This window comes from Streptantibioticus silvisoli (assembly GCF_027947535.2).
Taxonomy (GTDB): Bacteria; Actinomycetota; Actinomycetes; order Streptomycetales; family Streptomycetaceae; genus Streptantibioticus_C; species Streptantibioticus_C silvisoli.
The window spans coordinates 36,510-49,718 of sequence record NZ_JAAGKO020000059.1 but is presented as its reverse complement, the minus strand read 5'-3'; the positions used below and the strand labels follow the sequence as shown (position 1 = coordinate 49,718).

General features: G+C 74.9%; 8 protein-coding genes. 3 read left to right on the top strand and 5 right to left on the bottom strand.

The genetic code is table 11. From position 1 onward, the window contains the following. Positions 1–811 precede the first annotated feature (811 nt). A complete protein-coding gene (locus POF43_RS29070) occupies positions 812–1,543 on the bottom strand; it encodes a maleylpyruvate isomerase family mycothiol-dependent enzyme (protein ID WP_271324220.1) in 732 nt (243 codons plus the stop codon). Between the two features lie 272 nt (positions 1,544–1,815). Beyond that, a complete protein-coding gene (locus POF43_RS29065) occupies positions 1,816–3,111 on the bottom strand; it encodes an MFS transporter (protein ID WP_372516146.1) in 1,296 nt (431 codons plus the stop codon). Positions 3,112–3,128: 17 nt separating this feature from the next. Between POF43_RS29065 and POF43_RS29060 the strand changes: the two genes are divergently transcribed. Beyond that, positions 3,129–4,352 (top strand): ROK family protein, encoded by a 1,224-nt coding sequence (locus POF43_RS29060; RefSeq protein WP_271314147.1) that lies wholly within the window; start codon positions 3,129–3,131, stop codon positions 4,350–4,352. Between the two features lie 371 nt (positions 4,353–4,723). Here POF43_RS29060 and POF43_RS29055 read toward each other — a convergent pair whose 3' ends face one another. Continuing rightward, positions 4,724–5,242, bottom strand: coding sequence for an ATP-binding protein (locus tag POF43_RS29055; RefSeq protein WP_271324222.1), 519 nt, complete (start codon positions 5,240–5,242; stop codon positions 4,724–4,726). A 275-nt stretch (positions 5,243–5,517) separates the two neighbouring features. On the opposite strand from POF43_RS29055, the gene POF43_RS29050 reads away from it, so the two are divergent. Then, positions 5,518–6,666 (top strand): PLP-dependent cysteine synthase family protein, encoded by a 1,149-nt coding sequence (locus POF43_RS29050; protein WP_271314146.1) that lies wholly within the window; start codon positions 5,518–5,520, stop codon positions 6,664–6,666. Positions 6,667–6,722: 56 nt separating this feature from the next. Here POF43_RS29050 and POF43_RS29045 read toward each other — a convergent pair whose 3' ends face one another. Then, positions 6,723–7,571, bottom strand: a complete 849-nt coding sequence (locus tag POF43_RS29045; RefSeq protein WP_271314145.1) for a DeoR/GlpR family DNA-binding transcription regulator — start codon at positions 7,569–7,571, stop codon at positions 6,723–6,725. A 293-nt stretch (positions 7,572–7,864) separates the two neighbouring features. Between POF43_RS29045 and POF43_RS29040 the strand changes: the two genes are divergently transcribed. Further along, positions 7,865–10,651 (top strand): hypothetical protein, encoded by a 2,787-nt coding sequence (locus POF43_RS29040; protein ID WP_282704840.1) that lies wholly within the window; start codon positions 7,865–7,867, stop codon positions 10,649–10,651. Here POF43_RS29040 and POF43_RS29035 read toward each other — a convergent pair. Further along, positions 10,621–13,068, bottom strand: a complete 2,448-nt coding sequence (locus POF43_RS29035; RefSeq protein WP_271314143.1) for a right-handed parallel beta-helix repeat-containing protein — start codon at positions 13,066–13,068, stop codon at positions 10,621–10,623. The genes POF43_RS29040 and POF43_RS29035 overlap by 31 nt on opposite strands. Positions 13,069–13,209 lie beyond the last annotated feature (141 nt).

Below are 13,209 nucleotides of genomic sequence, written 5' to 3'. Positions count from 1 at the left end.
CCGTCGTCGTGCGCGGCGCCGCCTGGGTCTGTCGGGCGGCTGCGTTCTCCGCCGGAGGGTGCCCCTTCTCCTCCGCCGGCCGACTGTCGGAGGCTCCGCCGTCCGCGATGTCCGGTGAGCCGCCCGGATCGCGGTGGCCGTGCTCTGCGGTGGGCTCCGGACGCGCGTGCAAGGGTTGCCGCCGCACTGGACGGCGACCCCGGACGATTGCCCGAGCAGGACGTCGCCACCGTGAGACGTCCGACCTCAACGGATCGCTCCGGCGGGCTCGTTGAGGCGGTGCGCCCCAACGAGCATTCGGCCGACGGAGGTTCGGACACCTGCCTACGACTGTCGCCGCGCTGAGGCGGGTTGACGCCAGTCGGCGTCACCTCTCCGGAGGTTGCCGTGCTCCGGGCAGGCGTCACCGTGCAGCCCGTTGACGCCGAGCGGCTTCACGGCGCGGAGGCTCGTCTCCGGTGAACGTCACGTCGAGCCCCGCCCCACGGAGGCCCCCGCCTCGACGGACGCTGCCCCGGAGCTTGTTGACGTCAGGCCCTGCCCCACCTCCGCAGGCCGCACTGTCACCGTCGAGCCCCACTCCCGCAGCCCCCCGTCAAGCCCCCTCCGCAGCGCAGCCCTCACCGGCGGACGTCGCCCCGCTTCCCGCAGCCCGTTGACGTCAGCCCGCCTCCGCTCCCGCAGCCCGCACCGTCAGCCCCGCCTCCGCCCCCGCGGCGCAGCCCCCTCCCTCGCCCCGACGCCCTCACCCCGCCCCCGCGACGCAGGCCCCTCCGTCGCCCTGACCTCGTCCCCGCAGCCCCCTCTGTCCTCAAACGGCCGCCAGCGTGGACCACTGATCGACCAGCGACGTGTCACCGGTGACGTCCAGCTCCTTGAAGCCCGAGCGGTTCCACAGGGCGGCGTAGAGGGCGTCGGCGGTGCCGCTCACCGTGCAGTCGGCGGGAGCGGGGTCGTCGTTGTGGACGCGCGGCGGATCGTTGGAGAGCCGCAGCAGCCAGGAACGGCCCCCGGCGTCGGTGGGCCGCACCCGTATCGCGTGCGGGGAGCCGGAGCGCAGGGTGCCCTGGGGGCGGCTGAGGGCGCCGTGCAGCAGTTCGTCGATGCCGTCGGCGGCGAAGGAGGCGCCGAACGGCAGGTGTTCCGCGCCGGCGGCCAACTCGGCGTCGATCCGGTGCACCGCCATCTCGTGGGCCTGGCGGCGCGTCCAGAAGGCGAGGGGCGAGGCGGCCGGTACGAACGTCCAGCACTCCAGGTCCGCCGGAGCGTTGCTGAGGGCGTCCACCAGCGCGGCGTGCCCCGCGCGGTACCAGCCGTCCAGCTCCGCGTCCGCCGGCGCCTCCCAGTCGCCGCGTACCGGCTCGGTCGCACCCGCCACGTAGAGCGCCACCCGCCGGTGCACGTTGCCGAGGTGCGCCACCAGATCCCGGGTGTGCCAGCCCGGGCAGGACGGCACCTCGGCGTCCCAGCCGGCCCGGTCCGCGAGGACGGCCAGCGTCTCGCCCTCGGTCCGCAGTACCTCGATGAACTCAGCAGTTTCCATAGCTGACATCGTGTCACCCGCCTCGGACAATCCGGCCCCGATCGCACGGTCGGCCCGTCGAGCGGTCGGCGTCGCGACCGCGAAGGCGATGAGGGCGGCTACTGCGGGCCGGCGCCGCGACTGTCGTCAGGGTCACCGGCATCCCGGCTCCCGCGCGGCGAAGCCGTTGGCGGTCCGCCCTCCGGCGTGCGGCCGGCGCCACCCCGCGGCCACCGCCGTCACCGTGGCCAGCACCACCGGCAGCCCACCCCCCGAGGCGGCCCCGATCGCGGTCAGCCCTCCGGCGTGCGCGCGGCGCCACCACCGCGGCCAACACCCCCACCACGGTCGGCGCCGCGTACCGCGAAGGCGATGAGGGCGGCCACCGCGGCCAGTGCCGCGACCGTGGTCAGGGCCACCGGAAGCCCGGCCCCCTGGGCGATGAAGCCGATCGCCGGCGGACCGAGCAGCATGCCGCCGTAGCCGAAGGTCGACGCGAGGGCGACGCCGTTCGCTCCGCCGAGGGTGCCGGCCCGGGCGATGGCGGCCGGGAATATGTTGGCGATGCCCAGGCCGGTGACGGCGTACCCGGCGATCACCAGCCAGGTCACCGGGGCGAGGGCGGCGACCAGCATGCCGGCCGACGCCGCCAGCGCGCCGACCACGAGGACCCGGGTGCGGCCGAAGCGTTCCAGGGCCGCGGAACCCGCCAGCCGGCCGATCGCCATCGCCAGCGCGAAAACCGCGTACCCGGCGGCCGCGAGACCCGCGCCGGCCCCCAGGTCGCCGCTGAGATGCAGCGTTCCCCAGTCCGCCATCGCGCCCTCGCCGTAGGAGTCGCACATCGCGACCAGTCCCAGCGTCACCACCAGCCACCGCACGTTCCGCCACGCCTCACCGCCATCGGTACGTGTACGCGGGCCGTCGGGGGCGGCGGCCGGCGCCGGACCGGCGGCAGGCAGCGGGTGCCGCAGCAGGACCCGGCCGGCGGCCACGGTGATCGCCAGCGCCACGGCGGCGAGCAGCAGCAGGTGCCGTTCCGGCGACAGGTGCGGCGCGAGCAGGCCGCCGAGCGCGGCGCCGGCCAGCCCGCCGAAGCTGTACGCGGCGTGGAACCCCGGCATCACCGGCCGCCGCAGCGCCACCACCAGGTCGACGGCGGCGGCGTTCATCGCGACGTTCAGCCCGCCGTATCCCGCCCCGAAGACCAGCAGGACGCAGCCCAGCGCTGCCGCCGAGTGGGTCAGCGGCGGCAGGGCCACGCCGAGGGCCAGGACCAGGCCGCAGCCGATGGTCACCGGATGGTTGCCGAAGCGCCGGCACAGCCGGCCCGTTACCGTCATCGTGGCGACCGCGCCGCCGGAGACACCCAGCAGCGCGAGTCCCAGCGCGGCCGGCGCGGCGCCGACCTGGGCCTTCACCTCGGGGATGCGGACCACCCAGCCGGCGAAGACGAAACCGTCCATCGCGAAGAAGGCGGTGACAGCGACACGCAGCACGGTCAGGGACCCCGCCGGCCCCGGTCCGCCGGGCCGGCGCCAGTCGGAGAAACGACTCCGTGCCGTCCGTATTTTGTTCATAGTCGGCACAAAGTGAGAATAGGACCGTGACGCAGACTCGGACAAGGCTTGAACGGGGACGGGGAGCGCTGGGCCCCGCGCTGACGCTCGTGCATACCGGGCGGGCGCCGACCCGGGCGGTGCTCACCTCCGGACTCGGGGTGACCCGCGCGACCGCGGGGGCGGTGGCCGCGGAACTGGAGGCCATGGGACTGATCCGGGTGGACACCCGGCCCACGGTGGTCACCGGCGCCCAGGGCCGCCCCTCGCACCGGCTCACCGTCGACCCGGACGGACCGGTCGTGCTGGCCGCCCAGGTGCACGCCGACGGCTTCCGCGCGGCCCTCGTCGGCCTCGGCGGCCGCATCGTCGCCACCACCCCCGCCTGCGTCACGGTCCCCGCGGACCCGGCCCAGGTGCTCGGCATGGTGGTCCGCGAGGGCGCCGAACTGCTCAAGGCCACCGGCCGGGTCTGCCTGGGCGCCGGCCTCGCGGTGCCCTCCTCGGTCGCCGAGCCGGACGGCACCGCGCTCAACCCGCTCCACCTGGCCTGGCCGGCCGGGGCCCCGGTGCGCGACGTGTTCGCCGAGCAGATCGCCGCCCACGGCATACGCGCCCCCGGCGGCGGACCGCCTGCCTCCTTCGTGGGCAACGACATCAACGTCGCCGCCCTCGCCGAACACCGGCACGGCGCCGGCCGCACGGCCCAGCACCTGCTGGTCGTCGCCACCGGCCACCGCGGCGTCGGCGGCGCGCTGGTGCTCGACGGCCGCCTGCACACCGGCAGTTCCGGGCTCGCCCTGGAGGTCGGCCACCTCACCGTCAACCCGGACGGGCGCCCGTGCCACTGCGGCAGCCGGGGCTGCCTGGACGTGGAGGTCGATCCGCTCGCCTTCCTCCAGGCGGCCGGCCGGCCCGCGGGGCCCGAGGTGGGGCTGCTGTCGCGGTGCGCGACGCTGCTGCGCGAGGAGTACGACGACCCCGCCGTGCGGACCGCGGCCCGCCTGCTGACCGACCGGCTCGGTCTCGGCCTGGCCGGACTGGTCAACGTCCTCAACCCCGACCGCATCGCGCTCGGCGGCCTGCACCGGTACCTGTTCGAGGCCGACCCGGAACGGCTGCGGGCGGTGGTGGCCGACCGCAGCCTGTGGGGGCGCAGCGGCTCGGTGCCGATCATGAGCTGCTCCCTGGACCACGGCAGCCTGGTCGGCGCGGCCGAACTCGCCTGGCAGCCGGTGCTCGACGACCCGATGGCCGTCCTGGAGTCCTGACCCGCCGCCCCGGCCGGTTCCGGGGGAGGGGGTCGGTCCCCGGGAAGCGGCCGGGAGCGCGCGGTGGGTACGACGGGCCTGCCGTTGATACGACGACGTGCCGGTGACGTTGATATGACGGCTGACCGGTGCCGTTGATACGACGTGCCGGTGAGGTGGCGTGGGGTGTGCGGCGTACCCGGAAGGGCCTGGCGCGTCGAGGGGCGGACGGCTGGGCGCCCCGCCAGGACTTCGGTACGCGTCCGGATGGCGGCCGGTCCGGATCGCCGGGGCGGGGGTCCGCCGTCCGGGTGACGTGACGTGCTGAGTCATCGTCGGTACGTGGCACATCGTGACGTAATACGTCACGATCCGCGGACCGCCGCAGGCCGTCAGGCGAAGGAGACGGCGACGGGCGGTGCGAGGTCGTCCAGGGTTATGGCGGGCACCGGGAGGACGTCGCGGGCCGGCGGATCGGCGGGGACCGCGGCGTCCACCAGGACGGCGGAGACCGGGCCCAGCAGGGTGAACCAGACGGCCTTGCCGGTGCCGTCCTCCGTCGGGCGGCAGCCCCAGCTGTCGCACAGCGCGGCGATCATGGCGAGCCCCCGGCCCCCGGTGTCGAGCGTGTCGGTCCGCAGGCCGACCAGGGCCGGCCGCGGGTCGTGGTCGGCGACCGAGACGGTCAGCAGCCCCGAGTCCAGCGACAGCGTCACCGTGCAGTTCTTGTCGGGTTCGGCGTGCCGGTGGACGTTGGTCAGCAGCTCGGTCACCCCGAGGATCGCGGTGTCGACCACCGGGTCGAGATTCCAGTAGCGAAGTTGAGCAGAAACGATTCTGCGGACCTGTCCGGCCCGGCTTGGCTGCGCTTCCAGTTCCAGGGCGCAGCGCCGGGGCTGTCGGGTCGGGATCACGGCTGCGACTCCCTCCGCGGTGGGGGCCGGCCTCAAGCGGGACCGGGCCCGTGCCGCTCGATTGGGAAAGCCTCTGGTGGCGACACACGGTGACACGATCGGTACTGCGTGTGTGTGACCAGGGTGACTCCGGTGCCCCGGTTCCGCAACTTCCGCCACCCGGGACGCCGAAACCGCAGGTCGCGGTCCGGCTCCGGTATACCGCTGCCTATGATCGGTGCCGTCCCGCCGCGACCGCGCCGGGACCGCGGACAGCACGGGAGGCCGAGCGTATGGACACCGCCGAACGGGACGACCGAGAGCACCGGGCGGCCCCGGCGGTACTGCCCACGGTGGACGTCGACCGCACCGACCCGCAGTACCGCGACTGGCTCAAGGAGGCCGTCCGCAAGGTCCAGGCCGACGCCAACCGCAGCGCCGATACCCACCTGCTGCGCTTCCCGCTCCCCGAGCACTGGGGCATCGACCTCTACCTCAAGGACGAGTCGACCCACCCCACCGGCTCCCTCAAGCACCGGCTGGCCCGCTCGCTGTTCCTCTACGGCCTGTGCAACGGCTGGATCCGCCCCGGCAAGCCCGTCATCGAGGCGTCCAGCGGCTCCACCGCCATCTCCGAGGCGTACTTCGCCCAGCTCATCGGCGTGCCGTTCATCGCCGTCATGCCGCGCACCACCAGCGCCGAGAAGCAGCGGCTGATCGAGTTCCACGGCGGCCGCTGTCACCTGGTGGCCGAGTCGCGGATGATCTACGAGGTCTCCGCCGGGCTGGCCCGGGAGAGCGGCGGCCACTACATGGACCAGTTCACCTACGCCGAACGGGCGACGGACTGGCGCGGCAACAACAACATCGCCGAGTCCATCTACCAGCAGATGCGCCGCGAGCGCTACCCGGAACCCGCCTGGATCGTGGCCACCGCCGGCACCGGCGGCACCTCGGCCACCATCGCCCGCTACGTCCACTACACCCAGTGCGACACCCGCATCTGCGTCGCCGACCCGGAGAACTCCTGCTTCTTCGACGGCTGGGTCGGCAACGACTCCGAGATGCGCTGCGAGTCCGGATCGCGGATCGAGGGCATCGGCCGGCCCCGGATGGAACCCAGTTTCGTGCCCGGCGCCGTCGACCGCATGATGAAGGTCCCCGACGCCGCCTCGGTGGCCGCCGTCCGCGCCCTGGAGAACGCCATCGGCCGCAAGGCCGGCGGTTCCACCGGCACCGGACTGTGGAGCGCCCTGCGGATCGTCGCCGAGATGCTGGCGGCCGGCCGCACCGGATCGGTCGTGACCCTGCTGTGCGACCCGGGCGACCGCTACCTCGACAAGTACTACTCCGACACCTGGCTCGCCGCCGAGGGGCTGGACATCACCCCGTACGCCGCCGCCATCGACACCTTCCTGGCCACCGGCAGCTGGCCGGCCTGACCGGCGCCTCCCGGCCGTCCGCGCGCCGGGAGGCGGTCCGTCGGCGCCCGCCCCGCTCAGGGGCGGTGGGCGGCCGGCGCCGGGTCGGCCACCATCAGGTCGGCGACGTGCTCGGTGATCTCCTCCCGCATGCCCGCCGGTATCCCGGCGTCGGTCACCAGCGTCGAGACCTCCGCCAGGGTGGCGAACGAACTCAGGCCCACCGTGCCCCACTTGGTGTGGTCCGCGATCACCACGACCCGCCGCGCCGACCGCACCAGCCGCCGGTTGGTCTCCGCCTCGGCCAGGTTGGGCGTCGACAGACCCGCCCGCGCCGATAGGCCGTGCACGCCGAGGAAGAGCAGGTCGTAGTGGAGCGACCGGATCGCCCGGTCCGCCACCGGCCCGACCAGCGCGTCCGACGGTGTGCGCACCCCGCCGGTCAGCACCACCGACGCCGCGCCCTCGCGGACCGTCGTGCGCCCGGCCGCGTCGGTGCGGTTGCGCCCGGCGTGGAAGACGTCGGCCACCCGCACCGAGTTGGTCACCACCGTCAGGTCCGCGACGTCCAGCAGCCGCTGGGCCAGCGCGTACGTCGTGGTGCCGCCGGACAGCGCGATGGCGCTGCCGGGCTGGACCAGTGAGGCCGCCGCCCCCGCGATCGCCTCCTTGGCCGACTGCTCAAGACCCGACTTCGCCTCGAACCCCGGCTCGTGGGTGCTGGGTTCGGCCACCGGCACCGCGCCGCCGTGCACCTTCTCCACCACACCCCGGTGGGCCAGCGCGTCCAGGTCCCGGCGGACCGTCATGTCGGACACGTTCAGCCGCCGGGTCAGTTCGTTGACCCGGACCCCGCCGCGCCGCCGGACCTCGTCGAGGATCAGCGCGCGCCGCTGCTCGGCCAGCAGATTCTGTTGATCGGCCACCCGTGCCCCGTCCCTTCCGTTGACCTGTCCCGTCCCCGACGCCCGGCGGTGCGCCCCGGCGACTGCACCCGGCCCCACCACCGCGTTCGCCGCCGGACCGGGCGGTGCGCACATCCTCCCACGTGGCGCCGACAGCGTGGGGCCCGCGGCCGGGCCCAGCGGCCGCGGGTCACGATTTCGGATGACGGCGGGAATGCGCAGGTGTGCCGAGGCGCTCACCGGACAGATCCTGAAAGAGGGTCAGCAACGCGTCCGGTACGGGAGATCGGGCACGGCACGGGGAGGCGGAGCCGATGGAGAACGTCCCGCAGGCGCCGGAGGCGCTGTCACCGCCCGGCGCCGTGGCGGCGGACGGCGCCGGACCGCCGCCCGCCCTGGAACTGCTCGTGCACGGCGTCGGCGGCGTCACCCCGCAGGAGATGCTCGACGACCCCCGGCTGGTGCGCGTCGCCGGTGACGCGACCGCCGGGCTCTACCGGCGCCCGGCCGACCTCGACGCCGAGAGCCGGCCCGCCGCCCGGTCCGGCCGACCGGTGCAGGAGGCGTACTCCTGGTCCGGGTTGACCTCGGGCAACGCCTCCCGCGCCCTGTGGCTGCTCCTGCTGCCGTTCATGATCGTCAACCTGGCGCACTGGATGCACCCGCCGGCGCCGCCGGTCCGCGACGGCGGTCCCGGCACGCGCGAACGCCTCTACGACGTCCTGGTGCGGCTGCTGGCGCTCAGCCTCACCGTGCTGTTCGTGGCCGGCGCCTGCGAGATCGCGATGGACCTGATCGCCTGGCAGTGCGGCGGCAGCCAGGTGTGCTCCGGCCACACCGCCTGGCTCGGCTTCCTGTCCGCCGGCCGGCACGGCTGGTGGAGCACGCCCGGCCGCCGGATCGCGGTCGCCGCCGTCGTACCGGCCGCGCTGGTCGGCCTGATGTGGCTGCTGTCGCACCGCACGTGGAGCGCCTACGAGTGCCAGATACCGCCCGGCACCAACCCGCCCGGCCACCCGCGGGGCGAACCGGCGCTGGCGATGCGCGGCTTCTGGTTCGGCCGCCGGTTCGTCGCGCGCCTTCAGTCCACCCACACGGCGTCCGCGTTCCTCACCGTCGCCACCGCCCTGCTGCTGCCCGCCCTGGACCGCGACCGCCGCACCGGCGCGGCCCTGGGCGTCCCCGGCTGGGCGCTGGCCGCCGCGATCACCGTGACCGCGCTGGTCGCCGTCGTCATCACCTGCCGCCACCGCCGCCACGAGACCGACCTGGACGGCACGCCGGAACACCGGACGGTCCGCGCCCTGCCGTACGTCTCCATGGCGCTCGTGGGCCTGTCCGCGCTGTACGCCGGCTGGCCCCGCCCCGGCTGGGACTCGCACGGCCGGCTGCCCGGCGCGGGCATGTTCGCCGACGTCACCCTGCTCCAGGGCGTCCTGCTGGCCGCCCTGGCCCTCACCGTGCACGGGATGCTCCGGGCGGGACGCGCGGCGGGGGCGCCGTCCGGCGCGGAGGCGGCGTACGGCGTGGGCGCGGCCGACGGGGACATGGCCGACGGGGGCGTGGCCGACGCGCGGACCCCGGCCACGCCGGCAGCGGACCCCGGCCCCGGCGCGGTTGCGGGGGAGGCCGAAGGCGGTGCCTACGCCCCCGGCGGTGCCCACGAACGCGGCGGTGCCCACGCCTCCGGTGCGGCTGCGGAAGCGCCCGAAAGCGGTGCCGAACCCAGCGGTGCCCACGCCCCCATCGGTGCTGACGCCTCCGGCGCAACCGCCACCGGTGCCCACGCCTCCGGCGACGACCACGCCCCCGGCGCAACCCCCACCCCCGGCGCACGCGCAACCCCCACCCCCGGCGCCGTCCCCAAGTCCGGTGGGCGGGTCGCCGCGCGCGGTTACGGGGGGCCGTTGGTCGCCGTGCTGGCCTGCTGGCTGGGCGGGGTCTTCACCGGCGGTACCGCGCAGCGCGTCGCGGACTGGCTCGACGGCGGCGGTACGCCCGGCGCCCGGCACGACGCCCTGCCCGGTCCGCCGGTGCTGCTGTCGTGGCAGGCGGCGGCGATCCCGGTGATCCTGCTGGTGCTGCTGGCGGTCGGGGTGGCCGGGGTGCTGCGGCTGCGGCGCGACAAGCGGGCCGACGCCGCCGAGGTGCGCGCCGCGCACCCCGGGCAGCCGGAGGACGACGCCCGGACCCGGCGGATAGCCGGGGCGCTGGCCATGGCCGGCCTGACCGACACCACGCCCGTCCTGGTGGCCGCGCTGGGCTGCGGCGCGTTCCTGCTGGGCGGGGCGGGGCTGGCCGGTGCCTGGGTGCTGGGCCGTTCACCGGTGGCCGCCGCGGCCGGGGCGCCGCATCCGGTGGCCGACCTCGCCGACACCGCGCAGGCGCTGGGGTCGTGGCTGCTGGGCGCCGCCGCGATGGCGCTGGTCGCCCTGGGCCGCAGCGCCTACGGCAGCCTGGCCGCCCGGCGTACCGTCGGCATCCTGTGGGACGTCGGCACCTACTGGCCGCGTGCCGCCCACCCGTTCGCACCGCCGTGCTACGCCGAACGCGCGGTGCCCGACCTGACCTGGCGGATCGCCACCTGGACCCGGGCGACCGGCGGGCGGCTGGTGCTGTCGGCGCACTCGCAGGGCACCGTGCTGGCCGCCTCCGCCGTCTGGCAGCTGGCCCCCGACACCCGGCGCCGCATCGCGCTGCTCACCTACGGCTCACCGCTGGAACGCCTCTACGGCCGCTGGTTCCCGGCGTACTTCGGACCGCCCGCACTGCTGGCCCTGCACCGCGAGGTGCACGCCTGGCGGAACCTGTGGCGGCGCACCGACCCGATCGGCGGCCCGGTCCGGCTCGAAGGACCGCACGGTGCCGACCGCGGCGTGGACGTCGGCCCGCTGCGGGACCCGGCCGCCTACGGCAGGGACACCGAACACCCGTTGCCCGCGCCGGTGCTGGCGCACTCGGACTACCAGGCCGATCCGGCCTTCGACGCCGAGCGCGCGCAGCTGCTGGCGCAGATCTCCGGCCCGCCCGGCGGCGGCACACCGGGTACCGCCGCGGTCCCCGGCCAGGGTCAGGGCAGGTCGGGCAGGTCCTCGGGGTAGAGCAGCTGGAGGTCCTCGTGGCTGGGGGACTCCAGCTGCGAGACGCGGCCGGCGTGCCGTTCCACCATGGCCTCGAAGGTGAGGCGGGCGGTGCGGCCGTTGCCGAACGAGGCGCCCTTGGGCAGGGCGGTGAAGTACTTCAGCAGCGCCTCGCCGGCGCCCTCGCCCAGCTGGTACTGCTGGTCGTCGGCCTGGGTGCCGACGATGCTCAGCAGTTCCTCCGGGTTGTAGTCGCCGAAGGTGATGGTGCGCGAGAAGCGCGAGGCCACGCCGGGGTTGGACGCCATGAAGCGTTCCATCTCGTTGGTGTAGCCGGCCACGATGACCACGACGGCGTCGCGATGGTCCTCCATCAGCTTCACCAGCGTGTCGATCGCCTCGCGGCCGAAGTCGCGGCCGGAGTCCTCCGGGGCCAGCGCGTAGGCCTCGTCGATGAACAGCAGGCCGCCGCGGGCGCGTTCGAACGCCTCCTGGGTCTTGATGGCCGTCGAGCCGATGTGCTCGCCGACCAGGTCGACCCGGGAGACCTCGACCAGGTGGCCGCTCTCCAGTACTCCGAGGCCGGCCAGGATCTCGCCGTACAGCCGGCCCACGGTCGTCTTGCCGGTACCGGGGGAGCCGGTGAAGACCAGGTGGCGGCGCAGGCCCGGCGCCTTCAGGCCGGCCTCCTGGCGGCGCCGGCCGACCGCGATCAGGTCGATCAGGGCGCGTACCTCGCGCTTGACGCTGTCCAGGCCGACCAGCGCGTCGAGTTCGCCCAGCACGTCCTCCGCCGACCGGACGGGTTCCGCCGCCGGTTCGGCCGGTGCCACCTTCGGTACGCCGCCGAGCAGACCGTAGGACTGGACGGCGGTGGCCCGGGCCGCGGCGGGCGCCGGGTGCGGCGGGAGTACGTCACCGCCGAGTCCGCCGCCGAACCCGCCGGCCGCGGAGACCGGGTCGGAACGGCGCTCGGCGCTGTCGTCGCCGGTGCAGTCGGTCACCAGCGGGCCGGGCTCGGCGAACTCGTAACCGCCGCGCGAGCAGCGCTCGGCGCGGCACTTGGTGAGCGTGGTACGGCAGCCGTCGATGACGTGGAAGCCGTAGCCGCGGCTGCCGGTGACCCGGCAGTTGGTGAAGGTGCCGCGCGCGCCGGCCGAGACGTAGAAGCCGGACTCGGAGGGGTTCTCCACCACGCAGCGGTCGATGGTGGGGTCGGCGCCCTTGGTGACGATGACACCGGTGGCGGCCGACTCCACGGTGCAGTTGGCCAGCGTGCCGCCGCTGCCGTGGTCGCGGAACCAGGCGCCGGTGGCGGCGTCCTTGATCCGGCAGTCGTCCAGCTGCACGGTGGCGCCGTCGCTGACCGACACGGCGGTGTTGCGGACCTGGGATATGTCGGTGTCGACGACGTCGGCGCGCGAACCGCGGTCCAGCACGAACAGCGCGTCCGGCACCTCGCGCACCCGGCAGGACTCCAGCACCGCGGCGGCGCCGTCGCTGATCCACACCGCCGGGTAGTCGCCGGTGCTCTCGTGTATCTCGCACTGGTTGGCGTCCGCGCGGGTGCCCGGGTCCCACACCGACAGGCCGTTGCGGCCGAAACGGCGCACGGCGGAGCGGGTCAGGGTCAGCACCGAGCGCGAACGCAGGTCGATCGCGTTCTCCGGCACGTCGTGGATGTCGCAGTCGGACATCGACAGCACCGCGTCGGTGTCGAGCGTCACCCCGTCGCCGGTGGTGCGGTGCACCTGGCAGTCGGTGAAGTGGCCGGTGGCGCGGGAGGCGACCTGGACGCCGGTGCCCTTGATCTCGTAGACCTCGCAGCCGATCGCCTCGGCGGTGGTGCCCTCACCGGTGAGCGACAGGCCGGAGCCGGTGGAGTGGTGGATGCGGCAGCGTTCCAGCCGGGGGGACGCGCCGCCGCGCACCGCGAAGCCGGACTGGCCGGCGGCGACCACCTCGCACTCCTCGAACAGCCCGCCGGAGCCGTCCAGCACGCTGATGCCGACGCCGGCCGGGTTGTCCACCGTGCAGCCGCGCACCGTCGGACGGGCCGCGCCGCGCACCTCGATGCCGACCGCGGACCGGGTCATCACCCGCAGTCCGCTCAGCTCCGGCGCCGCGTCCTCGACCAGCAGCGCGGCGGCGGAGGTGTCCTGGCCCTCGATGTGCAGGTCCTGCACGACCGCGTCGGCGCGGACGGTGAGCGCGACCCCGCCGGACGGGGCGATGCGCACCGACCCGGGCCCCTCGGCGCCGCGCAGCGTTATCGCCCGCTCCACGACGAGATTCTCCCGGTACGTCCCCGGGGTGACGGCGACCACGTCCCCGTCCCCGGCCGCCTCCAGAGCTGCGGCGAGGGTCTCGTACTCGCCGGTGCGGCGCCGCCACCGGGATGTGCCGGTGTGCGTCACCTGAACCACGCCCTGTGCCATGGTGCTGCCTTGCCCCCACCTCGTACGTTGCGGACCGGAGCACCACGGTAGCGCGCGCCGGGGGCGGCTTCGCACGCCGAACTCCAGGAACCGGTACAGATGGGGGAGTTCGGGTGGATGTGCGGCCGCGCTTTTCCAACC